The sequence below is a fragment of the Pseudomonas sp. KnCO4 genome (genome assembly GCF_045344305.1).
GTDB classification, from domain to species: Bacteria; Pseudomonadota; Gammaproteobacteria; order Pseudomonadales; family Pseudomonadaceae; genus Aquipseudomonas; species Aquipseudomonas anuradhapurensis.
The window spans coordinates 5470243-5489978 of sequence record NZ_CP174199.1 but is presented as its reverse complement, the minus strand read 5'-3'; the positions used below and the strand labels follow the sequence as shown (position 1 = coordinate 5489978).

Here is a 19736-nt window from a genome sequence, read left to right as displayed (position 1 = left end):
TGCTTTCTCCACGGTATCAATCGAACGGAGAACGCAGCGATGGGTGGCATGAGCGATGTGCGCTTGCAACTGTTGGCCAAGGAGCTGGAAGCCGGGCAGCAGGCCAAGGTGTTCAACGCGCCGCAAGGGTTGGGACGTTGGGGGCTGATGCTGCATCGCTGGCATACCCGCAGGGCGTTGCTGCAACTGACTGACGATGAGTTGCGCGACGTCGGGCTGAGCTGGGAACAGGCGCGTACAGAAGGGCGCAAACCCTTCTGGAAAGACTAGTCACCGCAGGTGCCGCTCGGTCGGTGCAGGAGCGGCCTTGTGTCGCGAAAGGGGTGCGTAGCGCCCCCAAGCCTCCAGTGTCACCGCAGGTATTGCTGGGCCGCTATGCGGCCCTTTCGCGACACAAGGCCGCTGTTACGCTTCAGATCAGCTCTTTCAGGCGATGCCACAGCATCCCCAACGCCAGCAGTGGCGAGCGCAGGTGCTGGCCGCCGGGGAAGGTGATGTGCGGCACCTTGGCGAACAGGTCGAAACGCCCGCTCTCCTGGCCGCTGATGGCCTCGCCCAACAGGCGCGCGGCCAGGTGCGTGGCATTCAGCCCATGGCCGGAGTAGGCCTGGGCGTAATAGACATTCGGCTGGCTGGCCAGGCGGCCGACCTGTGGCAGGCGGTTGGCGCCGATGCCGATCATGCCGCCCCACTGGTAGTCGATGCGGACATCGGCCAGTTGCGGGAATACCTTCAGCATCTTCGGCCGCATGTAGGCGGCAATGTCCTTGGGGTCACGCCCTGAATAATGGCAGGCGCCGCCGAACAGCAGGCGGTGGTCGGCGGACAGGCGGTAATAGTCCAGGGCTACCCGTTGGTCGCACACCGCCATATTCTGCGGCAACAGTGTGCGGGCACGCTCTGCGCCCAGCGGTTCGGTGGCGATGATGTAGCTGCCAGCCGGCAGTACCTTGCCGCCCAGTTCGCGGTTGAGGTTGTTGTGGTAGGCATTGCAGCACAGGACCAAGGTCTTGGCCCGCACCCGGCCCTGCGCGGTATGAACCTGTACTTCAGGGCCATAGTCGATGCGGGTGACCTCGGACTGCTCGAACAGCTGCACGCCCAGGCGGCTGGCCACGGCGGCTTCACCCAGGGCCAGGTTGAGCGGGTGCAGGTGCCCGGAGCCCATGTCGACCAGCCCGCCCACATAGCAGTCGGCGCCGACCACGCTGTGGATATCGTCCTTGCCGACCAGGCGCAGTTCATGGGCATAGCCCAGGCTGCGCAGTTCTTCGGCGTCTTCGGCAAAGCCCAGCAGCTCGGCAGGTTTGTTGGCCAGGTCGCAGTAGCCCCAGGTCAGGTCGCAGGCGATGGCATGCTTTTCGACCCGTTCGCGGACGATTTGCACAGCCTCCAGGCCCATCAGCTTCATGCTGCGTACGCCTTCCTCGCCGATTACCGGGGCGAACTGCTCCAGGCCATGACCGACGCCGCGGATCAGCTGGCCGCCATTGCGCCCACTGGCGCCCCAGCCGAGCTTGCGGGCTTCCAGCAGGATGACCGAGAAGCCGCGCTCGGCCAGCTCGATGGCGGTGTTCAGGCCCGAATAACCACCGCCGACGATGCACACATCGGCGTTGTGTTCGCCTTGCAGGAAAGAGTGATCGGGGTGTGGCGCGCTGCTGGCGGCGTAGTAGGAGGCGGCGTGCTGCGCGCTGTGGATCATTGGCTCGGTCCTGAAGCTGGTGGGCAAGGGGAGGAGGATAAGCCGGGGCTGTGGGGTGGGCAACCGCTTGGCCTGGCTTGCGCCGCCAGTTGTAGGAGCGGCCTAGTGTCGCGATGGGTCGCGAAGCGGCCCCAGGCTTTCAGCTTCGTGTCAGGGATGCCGGGGCCGCGCTGCGGCCCTTTCGCGACACAAGGCCGCTCCTGCAAGGCGCCGGTGAGCCTATAATCCGGCCAGGTTCCCTACGTTGTATTCAGCCATGTCCTGCAACCGCCACAAGATCCATTTCCTGCGCGAACTCATCCCGTCCTTCGAGTGCGAACCCGGCTGCCATGACTGCTGCGGCCCGGTCACCACGTCGGCAGAAGAAATGGCGCGCCTGCCGCGCAAGTCGCAGGCCGAGCAGGACGCTGCCCTAGAGCGCCTGGATTGCGTGCACCTGGGCCCCAACGGCTGCACCGTCTACGAAGAGCGGCCGATGATCTGCCGGCTGTTCGGCACCACCCCGCGCCTGGCCTGCCCGCGGGGCCGTGGCCCGGAGCAGATGATCGACCCTGCCGCCGAGCAGCTGGTCCACCAGTTCATCGCCACCACGCGCCAGGTGCTGGTCTAGCCTCAGTCCGGAATCGGCAGGCAGAGGCTCTCCTTTACTTCTTCCATCACGATGTAGCTCTTCGATTCGCGCACGTGCGGCAGCTTCAGCAGGATGTCGCCAAGCAGCTTGCGGTACGAGGCCATTTCCGAAATGCGCGCCTTCACCAGGTAGTCGAAGTCGCCCGAAACCAGGTGGCACTCCAGCACGTGTGGCAGTTTCAACACCGCACGGCGGAACTCCTCGAAGGTATCCCCCGACTTGTAGTCCAGGCTGATTTCCACGAACACCAGCAGGCTGCCCTTGAGGTGCTGCGGGTTCAGGCGGGCGTTGTAGCCCATGATGATGCCCTCGCGCTCCAGGCGGCGAACCCGCTCGGTGCATGGGGTAGTGGACAGCCCGACTTTCTCGCCCAGTTCGGTGAAGGAAATACGCCCGTCGTTCTGCAGGATACGCAGGATGTTGCGGTCGATCTTGTCCAGCTCACGCTTGCTCTGGTGCTGGGTTCGCATAGGAGATGCCCCTCCGTGAAAGGCGATTTCGCCGAGAATTCTCGCCAATAATAGGCTTTTATATAGTGAATTGCACTGCCTTCAAATTCCTATACTGCGCGCATCCATGCCATTTCAACAAAGACTGCGGTGCGCCGCGTGCGAGGAATAAAACGATGCGAGTTCTGGTACTTGGTAGCGGTGTAATCGGAACCGCCAGTGCCTACTACCTGGCCCGGCAAGGTTTCGAAGTAACGGTGGTCGACCGCCAGCCGGCGGTGGCCATGGAAACCAGTTTTGCCAACGCTGGCCAGATCTCGCCCGGCTATGCCTCGCCCTGGGCTGCACCGGGCGTGCCGCTGAAGGCCATCAAGTGGCTGCTGGAGCGCCATGCCCCGTTGGCCATCAAGCTCACCGGCGACGTCGACCAGTACCTGTGGATGGCGCAGATGTTGCGCAACTGCACCGCCAGCCGGTACGCGGTGAACAAGGAGCGCATGGTGCGCCTGTCCGAGTACAGCCGTGACTGCCTCGACGAGCTGCGGGCCGAAACCGGCATCGCCTACGAAAACCGCAGCCTGGGCACCACCCAGCTGTTCCGGACCCAGGCCCAGGTAGATGCCGCAGCCAAGGACATTGCCGTGCTCGAACAGTCCGGCGTGCCTTACGAGCTGCTCGACCGCGACGGTATTGCCCGCGTCGAGCCGGCCCTGGCTGGCGTGAAAGACATCCTGGCCGGCGCCCTGCGCCTGCCCAACGACCAGACCGGTGACTGCCAGCTGTTCACCACCAAGCTGGCCGACATGGCCACCAAGCTGGGCGTGGAGTTCCGCTTCGGCCAGGACATCCAGCGCCTGGACTTCGCCGGCGACCGTATCAATGGCGTGTGGATCGACGGCAAGCTGGAAACCGCCGACCGCTACGTGCTGGCACTGGGCAGCTACTCGCCGCAAATGCTCAAGCCGCTGGGCATCAAGGCCCCGGTGTATCCGCTGAAGGGCTACTCGCTGACGGTGCCGATCACCAACGCCGACATGGCCCCGACGTCGACCATCCTCGACGAGACCTACAAAGTCGCGATCACCCGTTTCGACAACCGTATCCGGGTTGGCGGCATGGCTGAAATCGCCGGCTTTGACCTGTCGCTGAACCCGCGTCGGCGCGAAACGCTGGAGATGATCGTCAACGACCTTTATCCTCGCGGCGGTGACCTGAGCCAGGCCAGCTTCTGGACCGGCCTGCGTCCGGCGACCCCGGACGGTACGCCGATCGTCGGTGCCACGGCGTTCCGCAACCTGTTCCTGAATACCGGCCACGGTACCTTGGGCTGGACCATGGCGTGCGGCTCCGGTCGCCTGCTGGCCGACCTGATTGCGCGCAAGAAGCCGCAGATCAGTGCCGAAGGCCTGGACATCTTCCGCTATGGCAACAGCCGGGAAGTGGCCAAGCATGAGCAGACTGCGCCGGCTCACCAGCAGTAAGTTCGCCTGTACCGGCCTCTTCGCGGGCTCGCCCGCTTCCACAGGAACACCACAGATGTTGAAAACTGTGCAGTACCTGTGGGAGCGGGCGAGCCCGCGAAGAACCCAACACCGATTTCAACCCGAACCACCATAAGGCAGCCGCCATGCGTCCCGCCCGCGCCCTGATCGACCTCCAGGCCCTGCGCCACAACTACCGTCTGGCCCGTGAACTGACCGGTGCCAAAGCCCTCGCCGTGATCAAGGCCGATGCCTACGGCCATGGCGCCGTGCGCTGTGCCCTGGCCCTGGAAGCCGAAGCCGACGGCTTTGCCGTGGCTTGCATCGAAGAGGCGCTGGAGCTGCGCGCCGCCGGTATCAAGGCCCCGGTGCTGTTGCTGGAGGGCTTTTTCGAGGCCAGCGAACTGGCGCTGATCGCCGAGCACAACCTGTGGTGCGTGGTGCACTCGCTGTGGCAGCTGGAGGCGATCGAGCAGAGCCAGTTGCACAAGCCGCTCACCGTCTGGCTCAAGCTCGACAGCGGCATGCACCGAGTCGGCCTGCACCCCAAGGATTACCACGAGGCCTACCAGCGCCTGCTGGCCAGTGGCAAGGTTGCGCGCATCGTGCTGATGAGCCACTTTGCCCGCGCCGACGAGCTGGATGCCGATGCTACCGCCCAGCAGATCGCCGTATTCGAAGCCGCTCGCCAAGGCCTGGCCGCCGAATGCAGCCTGCGCAATTCGCCCGCTGTGCTGGGTTGGCCGCAGGCACCCAGTGACTGGGTGCGCCCGGGCCTGATGCTGTACGGTGCCACGCCGTTCGAGGTGGCGCAGGCCGCGGCCGAACGCCTGCAGCCGGTGATGACCCTGCAATCGCGGGTGATCAGCGTACGCGAGCTGCCCGCCGGCGAGCCGGTGGGCTATGGCGCCAAGTTCGTCAGCCCGCGGCCGACCCGTGTGGGCGTGGTCGCCATGGGCTATGCCGATGGCTACCCACGCCAGGCGCCGAATGGCACCCCGGTGCTGGTCGCCGGCAAGCGCACGCAACTGATCGGCCGTGTATCGATGGACATGCTCAGCATCGACCTCACCGACATACCGGAAGCGACTGTCGGCAGCCCGGTCGAACTGTGGGGCAAGCATGTGCTGGCCAGCGAGGTGGCTGCCCAGGCTGGTACCATTCCCTACCAGATCTTCTGCAACCTGAAGCGGGTACCGCGGGACTACTGCGGCGAATGAAACGCTGAAGCGGACAGGTTGAGGGGCTGTGTGTTGTAAATACTGAACGGCATTGCCATGATATCGTTCACATCCACCCCCTTTTCCACCGTTTCAGGAGGCTCCAGCTTTGGACGTCGGCGAACGACTGCAAGCCATCCGCAAGCTCAAGGGCCTGTCCCAGCGTGAACTCGCCAAGCGCGCCGGGGTGACCAACAGCACCATCTCGATGATCGAGAAGAACAGCGTGAGCCCTTCGATCAGCTCGCTGCGCAAGGTGCTGAGCGGCATTCCCATGTCCATGGTCGAGTTCTTCTCGGTCGAGCTGGAACCTCAAAGCCCCACGCAGATCGTCTACAAGGCGCATGAGCTGATCGATATCTCGGACGGTGCGGTGACCATGAAGCTGGTCGGCAAGTCGCACCCGAACCGCGCCATCGCCTTCCTCACCGAGGTGTACCCACCGGGCGCCGACACGGGTGCCGAAATGCTCACCCACGATGGCGAGGAAACCGGCATCCTGCTGGAAGGCCGCCTGGAGCTGGTGGTCGGCAACGAGATCTTCATTCTCGAGGAAGGCGACAGCTACTACTTCGAAAGTACCCGTCCACATCGCTTTCGCAACCCGTTCGACCGGCCGGCGCGGTTGATCAGCGCGGCGACACCTTCTAACTTTTGATCCAGCGCAGTGCATTGATTCGGCAATACCCCTTTCCCGCGTAGGGTCGTTTCACGGCCTCCGGGTTCCCGCTATACTTTTCAGCGCTCGCCGATCCGTGGCCGCGAGCGTGATTAGCCACCATGAGGGTGTTCGCGTGAACCAAATCAAGAAGATGCTGGCCGTACCAGCAGCCGTATTCGCCCTCTGGGCAATGAGCGCAACCGCTGCGACCAAGGATGACATCGCCAAGCGCCTGGAGCCGGTCGGCCAGGTGTGTGTGCAGGGCCAGGAATGCAAGGGCATGGAAGTGGCCGCTGCCGCTGGTGGCGGTGGTGCCAAGACGCCGGACCAGATCATCGCCAAGCACTGCAATGCCTGCCATGGCTCCGGCCTGCTCGGCGCGCCGAAGATTGGCGACACCGCAGCCTGGAAAGAGCGTGCCGACCATCAGGGCGGCCTGGATGGCATCCTGGCCAAGGCCATCACCGGTATCAACGCCATGCCACCGAAAGGCACCTGCGCGGATTGCTCGGATGATGAGCTGAAAGGGGCGATCAAGAAGATGTCCGGGCTGTAAGAGTCCGCTGAATTGCACAAGGCCCGCCTGATTCTGGCGGGCTTTGTTTTTGGCGCGCCTGTGCCGGCCTCTTCGCGGCTGAAGCCGCTCCTACAAGTACAACGCCGGCCTCAAGGAGCGTGAGGCCTTGTAGGAACGGCTTCAGCCGCGAAGAGGCCGGCACAGGCAACCAATGACTTCCGGCCCGTGTCCAACCCCTGAACCCATGGATGTCTCAGGAGGCCCCGATGCACCTCTGCTCCATCGATCAGGCTGTCGAGCAGGTCCTGGCGCGCTTGCCAGCCCACATCCACATGGGCCTGCCGCTGGGTCTGGGTAAGCCGGTCGCTTTCGTCAATGCCTTGTATGCCCGTGTACGCGAGCAGCCCGAGCGCCGCCTGACCATCTACACCGCACTCTCGCTCGGCCGTCCAGCACTGGGCGATGGCCTGCAGCGGCGCTTTCTCGAACCCTTCGTCGAGCGGGTGTTCGCCGACTACGAAGAACTCAGCTACCTCGCCGACCTGCGCAACGACAGCCTGCCGCCGAACATCCGTGTCGAACAGTTCTTCATGCAGCCCGGTAGCCTGCTGCACAGCGAGTCTGCCCAGCAGGACTACGTCAGCAGCAACTACAGCCACGCCGCGCGCGATATCAACGCCAAGGGCCTGAACCTGATCGCCCAGCTGGTGGCTGCCACCCCGGAGCGGCCGGTGCACCTGAGCCTGGCGTGCAACCCCGACATCACCCTCGACCTGTTGCCGATGGTCGCCAGGCGCCGTGCCGCTGGCGAAACCATCCTCATGCTTGGCCAGGTGCATGCCGAACTGCCGTACATGCCCGGCGACGCCGAGCTGCCCATGGATGCCTTCGACCTGCTGCTCGATGAAGCCGAGCAGCGTCGCCTGTTTTCCACGCCGAACATGCCGGTGAGCACCCAGGATCATTGCATCGGCCTGCATGCCAGCAGCCTGGTACGGGATGGCGGCACGCTGCAGATCGGCATCGGTGCCATGGGCGATGCGGTAGCCGCCGCCCTGCTGGCGCGCCAGGGCGACAACGCCGGCTACCGTGCCGTGCTCGATGACCTGGATATTGGCCCATGGCAAGCGCTGATCGAACGGGAAGGGGGGCTGGGTGGTTTCGCCCAGGGGTTGTATGGCTGCAGCGAGATGTTCGTCAACGGCCTGCTGGTGCTGGCTGAGGCGGGCCTGCTGCGACGCCCGGCGGATGCGCAGGGCAGCGTGCTGCATGGCGGCTTCTTCCTTGGCCCTCAGGCCTTCTACCAGCGCCTGCGTGACATGACGCTGGAACAGCGGGCACGCTTTGCCATGACCCGCATCAGCTTCATCAACGAGTTGTATGGGCAGGAGCAACTCAAGCGTCGCCAGCGTCGCGATGCGCGCTTCATCAATACCGTGTTCGGCATGACCCTGCTCGGTGCCGGGGTGGCCGACCAGTTGGAAGATGGCCGTGTGCTCAGCGGCGTGGGCGGCCAATACAACTTTGTCGCCCAAGGGCATGCGCTGGAAGGTGGGCGCTCGATCCTGCTGCTGCGCAGCTGGCGCGAGGCGGGCGGGGAGGTGACCTCGAACCTGTTCTGGACCTATGGCCACTGCACCATTCCGCGCCACCTGCGCGATATCGTGGTGACCGAATATGGCATTGCCGACTTGCGCGGGCAGACCGACAGCGAGGTAATCGCACGTTTGCTGGCGGTGTGTGATTCACGGTTCCAGCAGGGGCTGATCGAACAGGCCAAGGAGGCCGGCAAGCTCGCCCGGGACTTTCAACTGGAAGCGCGCTTTACCGACAACACGCCGCAGCGGTTGGAAGCGATCAGGGCGAAACATGCGCGGCTGTTCCCGGAGTACCCGCTGGGCACGGACTTTACGGCGGAAGAGCGGGATTTGCTGCGGGCGCTGAACTGGTTGAAGAGCAAGTTCAAGCTGAGCGAGGTGCTGGAGCTGGGCAAGGCCGCACTGGATGCACCGGGGCCAGAGGGCTATGCGAGGCACCTTGCGCGGATGCAGCTGGACCAGCCGCAGGGGTTGAAGGAAGAGCTTTACCAGCGGTTGCTGCTGGCGGGCTTACAGGCTGCAAAATAAACGCTCGGACATACTGTCCCGTGTGGGGGCGGGTTTACCCGCGAATGCGATGGCGCATCCCAAATCGCATTCGCGGGTAAACCCGCTCCCACAGAGATCGCATAGCGGCCTTATTCGATGAAAGTCACCACGCCACCTTCCAGCGACTTCACCCGGGCCAGCGATTCAACGCGGTAGCCCTGGCTGTCCAGCTCGGCACGGCCGCCCTGGAACGATTTCTCGATGACGATGCCCAGGCCGGCTACCGTCGCGCCGGCCTGCTTGATGATCGAGATCAGTGCCTGGGACGCCTTGCCGTTGGCCAGGAAGTCGTCGATCACCAGCACCCGGTCGCTGCTGTTGAGGTGGCGCGGCGAAATGGCCACGGTGTTCTCGGTCTGCTTGGTGAAGGAATACACCGAGGCGGTCAGCAGGTTTTCGGTCAGGGTCAGCGACTGGTGCTTGCGGGCGAAAATCACCGGCACGCCCAGCTTCAGGCCGGTCATCACCGCCGGGGCGATGCCCGAGGCCTCGATGGTGACGATCTTGGTCACGCCGGCGTCGGCGAACCGGCGGGCGAACTCGTCACCGATCAGCTGCATCAGCGCAGGGTCGATCTGGTGGTTGAGAAACGCATCGACTTTGAGAACCTGATCGGAAAGCACGATGCCTTCTTCGCGAATCTTCTGGTGCAGTGCTTCCACTGTGTTTACCTCGAAACAAAGGTGGCCGCTGTACGCGGCAATAGTAAAGAGTAATGGTTGATCAGCGTTTGAGCATCGCCCGGATATCCGCCAGGGCGTTATTGCCGCGTGCCGCCTTGACCTCGACCGGCGCATCGTCCAGGCCCTCCCAGGCCAGGTCTTCCGGCGGCAGTTCATCGAGGAAGCGGCTGGGCGTGCAGTCGATGATTTCGCCGTACTGCTTGCGCTTGGCGGCGAAGGTGAAGGCCAGGGTCTGGCGCGCGCGGGTGATGCCCACGTAGGCCAGGCGGCGTTCCTCTTCGATGGTGTCGGCCTCGATGCTGGAGCGGTGCGGGAGGATCTCCTCTTCCATGCCCATGATGAACACGTAGGGGAACTCCAGGCCCTTGGAAGCATGCAGGGTCATCATCTGCACGCCTTCGGCGTTCTCTTCTTCTTCCTGCTGGCGCTCGAGCATGTCGCGCAGTACCAGCTTGCCGATGGCATCCTCGATGGTCATGTCACCCTCTTCGTCCTTTTCGAGGGTGTTCTTCAGCGCTTCGACCAGGAACCAGACGTTGCTGATGCGGAACTCGGCAGCCTTGTCGCTGGCGGTCTGCTGGCGGATCCAGTTCTCGTAGTCGATGTCGCGGATCATCTCGTGCAGTGCGGCAATCGGGTCTTCCAGGGCCACCTTGTGGCGCACCCCGTCCAGCCAGTGCTTGAAGCGCTGCAAACGCTCGGTATAGCGGGCGTCCAGGTGCTCGCCCAGGCCCAGCTCCTCGCTGGCGGCATACATCGAGATGCCGCGCTCGGTGGCGTAGTTGCCAAGCTTTTCGAGGGTGGTGGAGCCGATTTCCCGGCGCGGTACGTTGATCACCCGCAGGTAGGCGTTGTCATCGTCCGGGTTCACCAGCAGGCGCAGGTAGGCCATCAGGTCCTTGACTTCCTGGCGGCCGAAGAAGCTGTTGCCGCCCGACAGGCGATACGGCACCTGGTGATGCTGCAGCTTCAGTTCGATCAGCTTGGCCTGGTAGTTGCCCCGGTAGAGGATGGCAAAGTCGCTGTAGGGGCGGTTGGTGCGCAGGTGCAGGGTGAGGATTTCCATGGCCACGCGTTCGGCCTCGGCTTCCTCGTTCTTGCAGCGGATCACGCGGATCTCGTCGCCTACGCCCATCTCGCTCCACAGCTGCTTCTCGAACGCGTGCGGGTTGTTGGCGATCAGCACGTTGGCGCAACGCAGGATGCGGCTGGTGGAGCGGTAGTTCTGCTCCAGCATCACCACCTTCAGGGAGGGGTAGTCCTCCTTGAGCAGCATGAGGTTTTCCGGCCGGGCACCACGCCAGGCATAGATCGACTGGTCGTCGTCGCCGACCACGGTGAACTGGTTGCGCATGCCGATCAGCATCTTCACCAGCAGGTACTGGCTGGCGTTGGTGTCCTGGTATTCGTCCACCAGCAGGTAGCGCACGCGGTTCTGCCAGCGCTCCAGCACGTCGGGGTGCTCCTGGAACAGCTTGACCGGCAGCAGGATCAGGTCGTCGAAGTCCACCGCGTTGAACGCCTTGAGCGTGCGCTGGTAGTGGGTGTAGACGATGGCGGCGGTCTGCTCGCGTGGGTTGCGCGCCTTTTCCAGGGCCTCGGGCGGCAGGACCAGGTCGTTCTTCCAGGCACCGATCATGTTCTTGATCTCGTCGATGCCGTCGTCGCCGGAGTATTCCTTCTGCATGATGTCCGACAGCAACGCCTTGATGTCGGACTCGTCGAAGATCGAGAAGCCCGGCTTGTAACCCAGGCGCTCGTGCTCCTTGCGGATGATGTTCAGGCCAAGGTTGTGGAAGGTGCACACCGTCAGGCCGCGGCCTTCGCCCGGGCGCAGCAGGGTGGCGACCCGTTCCTTCATCTCGCGGGCGGCCTTGTTGGTGAAGGTCATCGCCACGATGTACTGGGCACGGATGCCGCAGTTCTGGATGAGGTGGGCAATCTTGCGCGTGATCACGCTGGTCTTGCCCGAACCTGCACCGGCGAGCACCAAAAGAGGGCCGCCGACATAGTCACGGGCTTCCTGCTGCCGGGGATTGAGTCGGGACATGCTAGAAACCGGAGGTCGCCAGAAAATAGCCGCGCATTCTAACAGGCATGCGGCCTTTATGGCGCGACCGTCTGACGTCTGAGTCAGACTTTTGTGACCGGTCCAGTATTAGTGCAGCTAATCCTAGGCACTGAAAAAAACGTATTTGCCGGTTGGGTCCGTTTCGCGCAGGATGCACGACAAAATGCGTCGGGATGTTACGCCTGCCTTTGCGCGCACAAATTTAGAAATCATTCTCATTTGTGCAGTAGCATACCCGAACTCTTCCGTTGCCCCGTGAAGCCCTAAGGAGCCCGCTTGTCCACGCCTGTCGAACCTCTGCGTTTGCTGCTGTTGGCTGATGAGCCGGAATGGACCGTATTGCTGCGCGACTGCGTGCGGGCATTGGACGGTGCTGCAGTGCTGCTGACTGCGCCCAACTGGGAGGCGGTAGACAGTCTGTTCAGCAATGACCGCCAGGCTGTCGTGCTGGCCACCCCGGCTTTGCAACCTGCACCGGGGCGCTGCGACCTGCCGACCATCCTGCTGCTCGAGCATGAGCCCGAGCTGCCACCGAGCGCGGTCAGCGATTGGCTGGTGCGCGGGCAACTCAATGCCGACAGCTTGCGCCGCTCGCTGCGCCATGTGCGTGAACGCGGCGTGCTGGTGGCCACCTTGCAGCGCCTGGCCGAGCAGGACCCATTGACCGGTATCGCCAACCGCCAGGGCTTCCAGGCCTTGCTCACCGCGCGCCTGGCCGAGAACGATGGTCGCGGCGTTGCCCTTGGCCATCTGGACCTGGACAACTTCCGTCACGTCAACGATGCGCTTGGTCACCAGAGCGGCGACCGCCTGATCCTGCAAGTGGTGGCACGCCTGAAGCAGCAACTGGAGGCGGGTGACCAGCTGGCGCGCCTGGGCAGTGATGAATTCGCCCTGCTGATCGACACTCGCCGTGACGCCAACCGCGCCGAGTGGATTGCCGAGCGCATTGTCGAAGCGTTGGCCGAGCCCTACTGGATCGACGGCGAAAGCCTGCTGTTGGGTTGCAGCCTGGGCCTGGCCCATGCACGCGTCCAGGGCGGGGCCGACCCGCTGATGTGGCACGCGCACATCGCCATGCGCCAGGCCAAGGGTAGCCAGGGCTGTACCTTCCATGTGTTCAACGAGCGCATCAACCGCAATGCCCGCAGCCTTGCCGACCTGGAGAGCGAGCTGCGTCGTGCCCTGCGCCGTGACGAGCTGGAGTTGCACTACCAGCCGCGACTGAACCTGGCCGATGGGCGCATCGTTGGCCTGGAGGCGCTGGTGCGCTGGCGCCATGCCGAGCGTGGCCTGTTGCCGCCCAGCGAGTTCGTGCCGCTGGCCGAGCAGAGCGGGCTGATCGTGCCGTTGGGCTACTGGGTCATTTCCCGTGCCCTGCGTGACATGCAGGCACTGTGCGAGGGCGGGCTGGAGCCGCTGCACATGGCGGTCAACCTGAGTTTCCGGCAGTTCCAGGACAGCCAGTTGCTGGCCACCTTGAGCCGGTTGATCATCGAGCATGGTGTCGATGCCCGCTGGCTGGAATTCGAACTGACCGAAACAGCGGTGATGCGCCGCAACGAGCTGGTACGCCAGACCATGGATGCCCTGGGGCGCCTGGGCGTGCGTTTCTCACTGGATGACTTCGGTACCGGGTTCTCTTCGTTCGTGCACCTCAACAGCCTGCCGATCACCTTGCTCAAGGTGGACCGCAGTTTCGTGGCCGAAATGGAAATGCGTGAAGAGAACCGCAAGCTGGTGCACGCCATGATCAACCTGGCGCACAACCTCAACCTCGAGGTGGTGGCCGAGGGAGTGGAGAGTGAAGAGCAGCTGGCCTTGTTGCGCGGATTCGGTTGTGATCAGGTGCAGGGCTTCCTGGTCAGCAAGCCGTTGCCGGTGGGCGAGTTGATGGAGTTCTTGCTGGATTACAGCAAGCCGAAGCTGGTTAGCCTGTGACATCGCAGGGGAGGGCTTCGCCCTCCTGTCGCGACACAAGGCCGCTCCAACATCGATCGGCGAACGCAGCCCAGGTAGGAGCGGCCTTGCGTCGCGAAAGGGCTGCAAAGCAGCCCCAACAGTCACACAGACACTGCAGACCTGTCAGGCAGCCCGGCCTTCCCCAGCAACCGCTTCATCCGCCACTCAAAACCACAGGTCAGCGCCACCGCCGCACACGCCAGCCCCAGCGCCAGGCCCCACCATACCCCCACCGCGCCACCGCCCAAGGTAAAGGTGAACAGCCAGGCGCTCGGCGCCCCCACCAACCAGTAGCACACCAGCCCGATCAGGAAGGTGGTCTTGGCGTCCTTCAGGCCGCGGATCGAACCCATGGCAATGGTCTGCATGCCGTCGAACAACTCGAACCATGCCGCCACTGCCAGCAGCTGCACCGCCAGCTGGAAGATCGCCGCGAAGGCCGGGTCGTTGCGGTCGATGAACAGCCCCACCAGCGCATCGGGCAGCAGCCAGAACAACGCGGCAAAGGCAAACATGATCATCGCCCCGAAGCCGATACCCACCCGCCCGGCGCTGCGCGCCGCCAGCAGGTTGCCGGCGCCGAAGTACAGCCCCACCCGCATGGTCACCGCGTACGACAGGCCGGTCGGCACCATGAACGCCGTGGAGACGATCTGCAGGGCGATCTGGTGCGCCGCCAGCTCGGTACTGCCCAGCACGCCCATGCACAGCGCGGCGAAGGCGAACAGGCCGACTTCCACCATGTAGGTACCGCCAATCGGCAGGCCCAGCCGCCACAGTTCGCGAAGGGCCGGCAGCGACGGGCGCGACAGGCCCTTGCGCAGCGGGTAGGCCGCATAGGCCGGGTGCCAGCGGATATACAGCGCCAGGGCGATGGCCATGCCCATCGACACCACCGCAGTGACCAGGCCGATGCCCATCAGGCCCAGCCTGGGCAGGCCGAACATGCCTTCGATCAGCGCCACGTTGAGCAGGTAGTTGAGCACCGTGCCTACCAGGCTGATGACCATCACCGGGGTCGAGCGGCCCAGGGCGCTGGTGAAACCGCGCAAGGCCATGAAGGTCAGGTAGCCGGGCAGGGCCAGCGGCAGCAGGGTGAGGAATTCGGCGGCCGAGGCCACGTTCTCGGGTTTTTGCCCGAACAGCAACAGCACCGGCTCGAGGTTCCACAGTACCAGCCCGGCGCACAGCGCCAGGCCCCAGGCCAGCCACAGACCGTTCTGCGCCAGGCGCGTGGCGCCCTCGATGTCGTTGGCACCCTTGCGGATCGCCACCAGTGTGCCGACTGCCGCGATCACGCCCAGGCAGAAGATCGACACGAACGAATAGCTCGCCGCCCCCAGGCCACCGCCGGCCAGTGCCTGCGGGCTGATGCGGGCCATCATCAGGGTGTCGGTGAGCACCATCAGCATGTGCGCCAGTTGCGAGGCGATCAGCGGCCCGGCCAGGCGCAGCAAAGCCTTGAGTTCGGTAGTGGGCGCGACGTGCATGGGACGGTCCTTCTTCCTGGGGCGATCAACGAAGGGCGATTCTGAGGCTTTGGTCAACTTTGCACAAAAGGATAAAAGCGATCGTTGGCATGAGTGTGACTCATGCATATATGCTCAGCGGTGATCCGTCCACAGCCGCGCATGGCAGGTGCCTCATGTCCCGTCAGCTTCCCCCGTTGTATGCCCTGCGTGCATTCGAAGCCGCCGCGCGGCTGAGTTCGTTCACCCGTGCCGGTGAGGAACTGTCGATCACCCAGAGCGCGGTCAGCCGGCACATCCGCACACTGGAGGACCACTTCGCCTGTCGCCTGTTCGTGCGCAATGGCCGCAGCCTGCAACTGACCGAAGCGGCGCGGGTGCTGCTGCCAGGCGTGCGGGAAGGCTTCGCCGCGCTGGAGCGGGCCTGCGATACCTTGCGTGGCGAAGACGGCATCCTGCGCATGAAGGCGCCTTCGACCCTGACCATGCGCTGGCTGCTGGCGCGGCTGAGCCGGTTCCGGCACTTGCAGCCCGGCAACGAAGTGCAGCTGACCAGTGCCTGGATGGACGTTGACCATGTGGACTTCAGCAACGAACCGTTCGACTGTGCGGTGCTGCTCAGTGACGGCGTGTTCCCGCCAGACTGGGAGGTGCGCCGGTTGTTCGCCGAACTGCTGATACCGGTAGGCGCGCCGGACCTGCTCGCGGATGGCCCCTGGGATGTGCGACGGCTGGCCGGTATCGAACTGCTGCACCCGACGCCGGACAAGCGCGACTGGCGCGCCTGGCTCGAACGCATGGGGCTCGGCGACCAGGTCTCGCTCAAGGGCGGGCAGGTGTTCGATACCCTGGAACTGGGCATGATCGCGGCCGCGCGCGGCTACGGCATCTCCATGGGAGACCTGCTGATGGTGGCCGAGGACGTGGCGCAGGGGCGCCTCAGCCTGCCCTGGCCGACCGCCGTCCCCAGTGGCATGGACTACTACATGGTATGGCCGCGCACCCGCCCGGGCGGGGAGCGCTTGCGGCGCCTGAGCAGGTTCCTGCAGGACGAAGCGGCGGCGGTGGATCTGCCCGATGTGCAGATCCTGCCGGCGCCTTGAATGGCAGACGCAAAGGTTTGCGAATATCCCGGTCCGACACTCAAGTATTCCCCGGCGACGCCGATCAAGTGGCACCAGCGTCCCGGAAGAGGGCGCGCTTCCCGACGACAACAAGCGGGTGGCCCACGTGATCAGGACGATCCCGGCCTCTTGCCAGGAGCTTGACCATGTCTCAACCGCGTGCCCGAATCGCCTCGCAACTGGGGGTTGCCCTCGCCATCGTGCTGGCGCTGGTGATTTCCGGCAGTACCCTGTTCGCCTTGCGCTCGCTGGACGATGCCAACCTCGCCACCCGCCAGGCCCACCTGGCCAGCGAGGCGCGTTTGCTGGCCGACCAGCTCGACACCTTCCACGGCTCGCTCAAGGACAATACCCAGCGCCTCAGCGGGCTGTTCGAGCGGCGCTTCGCCTCGGGCCTGTCGTTGCATGCGGGCGAGACCGTGCAGGTCGCCGGCCAGGCCACGCCTGCCCTGTACCTGGGCAACCAGCTGCTGAACAACGACTTCCAGCTGGTCGACGATTTCCAGCAGATGACCGCCGGCATCGCCACGCTGTTCGTGCGCAGCGGTGACGATTTCGTGCGCATCAGCACCAACCTGAAGAAGCAGGACGGCAGCCGCGCCATCGGTACCCTGCTCGATCGCCAGCACCCGGCCTACGCCCGGTTGCTGGCCGGGCAGATGTATGTGGGCCGCGCCGTGCTGTTCGAGCGTAACTACATGACCCGCTACGTGCCGGTGAGTGACGCCAATGGTCAGGTAATCGCCGTGCTGTTCGTCGGCTTCGACTACACCGACGCGCAGAATGCCCAGTTTGCCAACCTGGCGCGCTTCCGCATCGGCCAGACCGGCTCGTTGGCCTTGCGCGACGAGAAGGGCGCCTGGCTGGTGCCGCCGGCCAATGCCGACCAGCAGTTGTACAGCGCCACCGCCCCCTTCGCCGAAGGGCCCTGGACCGTGGTCGCGAGCATGCCGATGGCAGAAATCCGCGAAGTGACCTGGAGCGTTGGCCTGCGCCTGGCCATCGGCAGCCTGCTGGCGATGCTGCTGGCTGTTGCCGCCACGCTGTGGCTGTTGCGCCGCAAGCTGCGCCCGCTGGACGACCTGGTGCGCCAGGCAGAAGCGCTTGGGGCGGGAGACCTGGGGGCACGCCTGAGCGTGACCAGCGATGACGAGATCGGCCAGCTGGCACGCAGCTTCAACAAGATGGGTGAAGCACTGGCGACCATGGTCGAGCACATCCGTAGTGCCTCCGAGCAGGTCAGTACCCGTGCACGCTCGCTGGCTGGCCTGTCGGCCGGTGCGTGCGAAGGCATGGACCAGCAATCCGGCGAAATCACCAGCATGGCCGGCGCGGTGGAAGAGTTCAGCGCCACCTCGATGAACATCGCCGACAACATGGCCGGCACCGAGCGCATGGCCCGTGACAACGCCCAGCAGACCCGCATCGGCCGCAATGCCATGGACGAGGCGTCGCGCTCGCTGACGCAGATTGCCGAGGCGCTCGGCGGTACCGCCACGGTGATGGACAGCCTGGGCGCCCGCTCGCAGGAAATCGGCGGCATCATCAGCGTAATCACCGCCATTGCCGAGCAGACCAACCTGCTGGCGCTGAATGCCGCCATCGAGGCGGCCCGTGCCGGCGAGCAGGGGCGTGGCTTTGCCGTGGTGGCCGATGAGGTGCGGGGGCTGGCTGCGCGTACCCGCCAGGCCACGGACGAGATTTCCAGCATGATCACCAGCATCCAGCAGCAGACCGGGCACGCCATCACCACGCTGGAGCAAGGCAACCAGCTGATGCAGGAAGGCCTGGAACGCAACGACAAGGTGGCCCAGGCGTTGGCACGTATCGACGAGCAGAGCCGTGCGGCCGGTGAGCAATTTGCGGTGATCAGTACCGCCACTCAGGAGCAGAGCAGTACCGCGACGCTGCTCAGCCGCAACCTGCAGAGCATTGCCCAGGCCAACGGCGAGCAACGCGAGGTGGCCAATGAACTGGCCTCTACCGCGCGTGAACTGGAAGGTTTGGCGGCACAGTTGCGCCAGGAAGTGGACCGCTTCCGCTGAAACCGCAGGGGGCGCAGGGCGCCCCCGCAATCTGAAACCTTACATCGAACCCAGGTTCAACGCCTGCGCACAGGCCTGCAGCGACCGCCGTTCGCTTAGTGCATACAGGGCCAGCTCATCCTGCACCTGCATGCCCAGCGCTGCTTCGAACGCAGCGCGGTTGGCATTGCTGCCGTACTCGGCGTGCGCGTCGTCACCCAGGTTGGACTGGAAGATCCCTGCCGCACTCACCGGCAGGAAGTCCTCGTAAACCAGCGCTTCGTAGTGCACGTGACCCGCTTCGATCAGCCCTTCCAGGGTGCTCGGGCGGTCATGCTGGTCACGCGCGGCCAGGCCTTTCTCGGTGGCGAAGTAACGGAAATACGCCAGCCCCTGCTGGCGCATCTGCGCCAGGTCGTCCGGGAAATCGGCAAAGTTCTCCTTCAGCAGCGCCATGTAGCGTCCGGCATTGGCCTCGGCCGGCACGCCACCCAGGGCGGCCCGAGTGGCATCGAGCAGTTTGTCGTACAGCTGACGGCCTTTCGGCGTCAGGGCCGCACCGCGTTGCTCGATTTCGCCGAAGCGCGCGGTGTGGCTGCCTTCGCTGCCCTGCTGGTCGCTGAAGGCGACCTTTTCCTGCAGGGCCTTGAAACTGGTTTGACGCAGCAGGATCGGGTGGCGTCGGGTGGGCGGCCCCTCGACCACCGCCTTTGGCGGGATGCCTTTGGCTGGCATGCCGGCCTGGATCGCATCGATGTCCAGCGTGCGCGGGGTCAGGTGGTTGATGTGCGGGCCTTTGAAGGCCACCACGTCGGCGATCAGGCGGTGCTGGTCGTGCAGCTGCTGGTACTGCTCGGCAGTAACCGTGGCGTCATGGTGCCAGCGGAAGGTGTGCAGCGCTTCCTGCACGAATGCCTCGGCATCTGCGGCGTTCAGGCCACCGTCGCGTTCGCACTGGGCAATCAGTTCAAGGGCGCGGTCGGTGAAGATCTTGCGTTTGGCCAGGATGCTCTCTGCCAGTGCACGCAGCTGCGGGTTGTCGATCAGTTCCAGGCGCAGCAGCGAAGTGAACACGCGGAACGGGCTGACGTGCAGCGACTGCTCGTGCACTGCGCGGAAGGCGGTGGAGTGAACTGGCACCCCGGCGGAGCTGAGGTCGTAGTAGCCGACCGGCTGCATGCCCATCACCGCGAACAGACGGGCAATGGTTGCCAGTTCTTCAGCAGTGCCGACGCGGATAGCCCCGTGGCGCTCCTGGTCCAGCCGTTCGATCTCGCCTGTCCAGCGCAGGGCCTCGGCGACTTCAGGTTGCCGGGCCATGACCTGCTGGTTGATTTCGCTCACCAGCTCCAGCAGCGTGCCGTACAGGGGCACTTCCTGTTTGTACATGAGCGACATGGCGGCAGAGAACTGCGCGCGGATGTTGTCGGGGCTGACGAAATCGTGGGCGGGCATCGCTAGCTTCCTGGTTGGGTTCGGACGCTTACATGAAAGCGGGGAATGCACTTGGCTTACAAGCGAAAAAAAGTGGGTGTGTCATTCCTTTTTTGATCGACCTCAAGGGCCCTTTCGCGGGCATGCCCGCTCCCACA

Annotated in this window: 16 protein-coding genes and 1 pseudogene; 11 read left to right on the top strand and 6 right to left on the bottom strand. The window is 64.4% G+C overall.

Annotation, left to right across the window (positions count from 1 at the left end):
• Positions 1-39: 39 nt before the first annotated feature.
• Positions 40-270: a DUF1127 domain-containing protein gene (locus tag ACJA3S_RS25245; RefSeq protein ID WP_170033779.1), complete on the top strand. Its 231-nt coding sequence runs from the start codon at positions 40-42 to the stop codon at positions 268-270.
• Between the two features lie 142 nt (positions 271-412).
• On the opposite strand, the gene ACJA3S_RS25240 is transcribed toward ACJA3S_RS25245, so the two are convergent.
• Positions 413-1705, bottom strand: a complete 1293-nt coding sequence (locus ACJA3S_RS25240) for an NAD(P)/FAD-dependent oxidoreductase (RefSeq protein WP_406820378.1) — start codon at positions 1703-1705, stop codon at positions 413-415.
• A 256-nt stretch (positions 1706-1961) separates the two neighbouring features.
• On the opposite strand from ACJA3S_RS25240, the gene ACJA3S_RS25235 reads away from it, so the two are divergent.
• Positions 1962-2315: a YkgJ family cysteine cluster protein gene (locus ACJA3S_RS25235; RefSeq protein WP_186684038.1), complete on the top strand. Its 354-nt coding sequence runs from the start codon at positions 1962-1964 to the stop codon at positions 2313-2315.
• 2 nt (positions 2316-2317) lie between these two features.
• Here the strand turns inward: ACJA3S_RS25235 and dadR are convergent, their stop codons facing one another.
• Positions 2318-2806, bottom strand: a complete 489-nt coding sequence (dadR, locus tag ACJA3S_RS25230; RefSeq protein ID WP_003258963.1) for a transcriptional regulator DadR — start codon at positions 2804-2806, stop codon at positions 2318-2320.
• Between the two features lie 155 nt (positions 2807-2961).
• Between dadR and dadA the strand changes: the two genes are divergently transcribed.
• The 5 genes from dadA to ACJA3S_RS25205 all read left to right on the top strand — a co-directional run bounded on the left by dadA (position 2962) and on the right by ACJA3S_RS25205 (position 8790).
• Complete coding sequence (gene dadA / locus ACJA3S_RS25225; RefSeq protein WP_200626557.1) at positions 2962-4266, top strand: D-amino acid dehydrogenase; 1305 nt, start codon at positions 2962-2964, stop codon at positions 4264-4266.
• A 146-nt stretch (positions 4267-4412) separates the two neighbouring features.
• Positions 4413-5486: an alanine racemase gene (gene alr / locus ACJA3S_RS25220; RefSeq protein ID WP_406820377.1), complete on the top strand. Its 1074-nt coding sequence runs from the start codon at positions 4413-4415 to the stop codon at positions 5484-5486.
• Positions 5487-5595: 109 nt separating this feature from the next.
• On the top strand, positions 5596-6144 hold the full coding sequence (locus ACJA3S_RS25215; protein WP_144175745.1) for a cupin domain-containing protein: 549 nt from the start codon (positions 5596-5598) through the stop codon (positions 6142-6144).
• 154 nt (positions 6145-6298) lie between these two features.
• Positions 6299-6703 (top strand): cytochrome c5 family protein, encoded by a 405-nt coding sequence (locus tag ACJA3S_RS25210; protein ID WP_186672959.1) that lies wholly within the window; start codon positions 6299-6301, stop codon positions 6701-6703.
• 227 nt (positions 6704-6930) lie between these two features.
• Positions 6931-8790: an acetyl-CoA hydrolase/transferase C-terminal domain-containing protein gene (locus tag ACJA3S_RS25205; RefSeq protein WP_406820376.1), complete on the top strand. Its 1860-nt coding sequence runs from the start codon at positions 6931-6933 to the stop codon at positions 8788-8790.
• 110 nt (positions 8791-8900) lie between these two features.
• Here the strand turns inward: ACJA3S_RS25205 and ACJA3S_RS25200 are convergent, their stop codons facing one another.
• A complete protein-coding gene (locus ACJA3S_RS25200; protein WP_289133416.1) occupies positions 8901-9473 on the bottom strand; it encodes a xanthine phosphoribosyltransferase in 573 nt (190 codons plus the stop codon).
• Positions 9474-9534: 61 nt separating this feature from the next.
• Positions 9535-11544 (bottom strand): DNA helicase Rep, encoded by a 2010-nt coding sequence (gene rep, locus ACJA3S_RS25195; protein WP_170033767.1) that lies wholly within the window; start codon positions 11542-11544, stop codon positions 9535-9537.
• Between the two features lie 297 nt (positions 11545-11841).
• On the opposite strand from rep, the gene ACJA3S_RS25190 reads away from it, so the two are divergent.
• Entirely contained in the window at positions 11842-13506 is a 1665-nt protein-coding gene (locus ACJA3S_RS25190) for a putative bifunctional diguanylate cyclase/phosphodiesterase (protein WP_406820375.1), read from the top strand.
• A gap of 122 nt (positions 13507-13628) precedes the next feature.
• Here ACJA3S_RS25190 and ACJA3S_RS25185 read toward each other — a convergent pair whose 3' ends face one another.
• A complete protein-coding gene (locus ACJA3S_RS25185) occupies positions 13629-15017 on the bottom strand; it encodes a NorM family multidrug efflux MATE transporter (protein WP_406820374.1) in 1389 nt (462 codons plus the stop codon).
• A gap of 155 nt (positions 15018-15172) precedes the next feature.
• Between ACJA3S_RS25185 and ACJA3S_RS25180 the strand changes: the two genes are divergently transcribed.
• The 3 genes and pseudogenes from ACJA3S_RS25180 to ACJA3S_RS25170 all read left to right on the top strand — a co-directional run bounded on the left by ACJA3S_RS25180 (position 15173) and on the right by ACJA3S_RS25170 (position 18165).
• A complete protein-coding gene (locus ACJA3S_RS25180; protein WP_406820373.1) occupies positions 15173-16099 on the top strand; it encodes a LysR substrate-binding domain-containing protein in 927 nt (308 codons plus the stop codon).
• A 167-nt stretch (positions 16100-16266) separates the two neighbouring features.
• A pseudogene (locus ACJA3S_RS25175) lies at positions 16267-17259 on the top strand (Cache 3/Cache 2 fusion domain-containing protein); the annotation flags it as partial.
• 45 nt (positions 17260-17304) lie between these two features.
• Positions 17305-18165 carry a methyl-accepting chemotaxis protein gene (locus ACJA3S_RS25170; RefSeq protein WP_406822313.1) on the top strand — a complete coding sequence of 287 codons (861 nt, stop codon included), beginning with the start codon at positions 17305-17307 and terminating at the stop codon, positions 18163-18165.
• Between the two features lie 39 nt (positions 18166-18204).
• Here the strand turns inward: ACJA3S_RS25170 and ACJA3S_RS25165 are convergent, their stop codons facing one another.
• Positions 18205-19599, bottom strand: a complete 1395-nt coding sequence (locus ACJA3S_RS25165; protein ID WP_406820372.1) for a VOC family protein — start codon at positions 19597-19599, stop codon at positions 18205-18207.
• Positions 19600-19736 lie beyond the last annotated feature (137 nt).

Bases quoted from the DNA above. Each gene is read 5' to 3' on its own strand.
- ACJA3S_RS25245 (WP_170033779.1), top strand. From the start codon at position 40: ATGGGTGGCATGAGCGATGTGCGCTTGCAACTGTTGGCCAAGGAGCTG.
- ACJA3S_RS25240 (WP_406820378.1), bottom strand. From the start codon at position 1,705: ATGATCCACAGCGCGCAGCACGCCGCCTCCTACTACGCCGCCAGCAGC.
- ACJA3S_RS25235 (WP_186684038.1), top strand. From the start codon at position 1,962: ATGTCCTGCAACCGCCACAAGATCCATTTCCTGCGCGAACTCATCCCG.
- dadR (WP_003258963.1), bottom strand. From the start codon at position 2,806: ATGCGAACCCAGCACCAGAGCAAGCGTGAGCTGGACAAGATCGACCGC.
- dadA (WP_200626557.1), top strand. From the start codon at position 2,962: ATGCGAGTTCTGGTACTTGGTAGCGGTGTAATCGGAACCGCCAGTGCC.
- alr (WP_406820377.1), top strand. From the start codon at position 4,413: ATGCGTCCCGCCCGCGCCCTGATCGACCTCCAGGCCCTGCGCCACAAC.
- ACJA3S_RS25210 (WP_186672959.1), top strand. From the start codon at position 6,299: ATGCTGGCCGTACCAGCAGCCGTATTCGCCCTCTGGGCAATGAGCGCA.
- ACJA3S_RS25205 (WP_406820376.1), top strand. From the start codon at position 6,931: ATGCACCTCTGCTCCATCGATCAGGCTGTCGAGCAGGTCCTGGCGCGC.
- rep (WP_170033767.1), bottom strand. From the start codon at position 11,544: ATGTCCCGACTCAATCCCCGGCAGCAGGAAGCCCGTGACTATGTCGGC.
- ACJA3S_RS25185 (WP_406820374.1), bottom strand. From the start codon at position 15,017: ATGCACGTCGCGCCCACTACCGAACTCAAGGCTTTGCTGCGCCTGGCC.
- ACJA3S_RS25180 (WP_406820373.1), top strand. From the start codon at position 15,173: ATGTCCCGTCAGCTTCCCCCGTTGTATGCCCTGCGTGCATTCGAAGCC.
- ACJA3S_RS25170 (WP_406822313.1), top strand. From the start codon at position 17,305: ATGGGTGAAGCACTGGCGACCATGGTCGAGCACATCCGTAGTGCCTCC.
- ACJA3S_RS25165 (WP_406820372.1), bottom strand. From the start codon at position 19,599: ATGCCCGCCCACGATTTCGTCAGCCCCGACAACATCCGCGCGCAGTTC.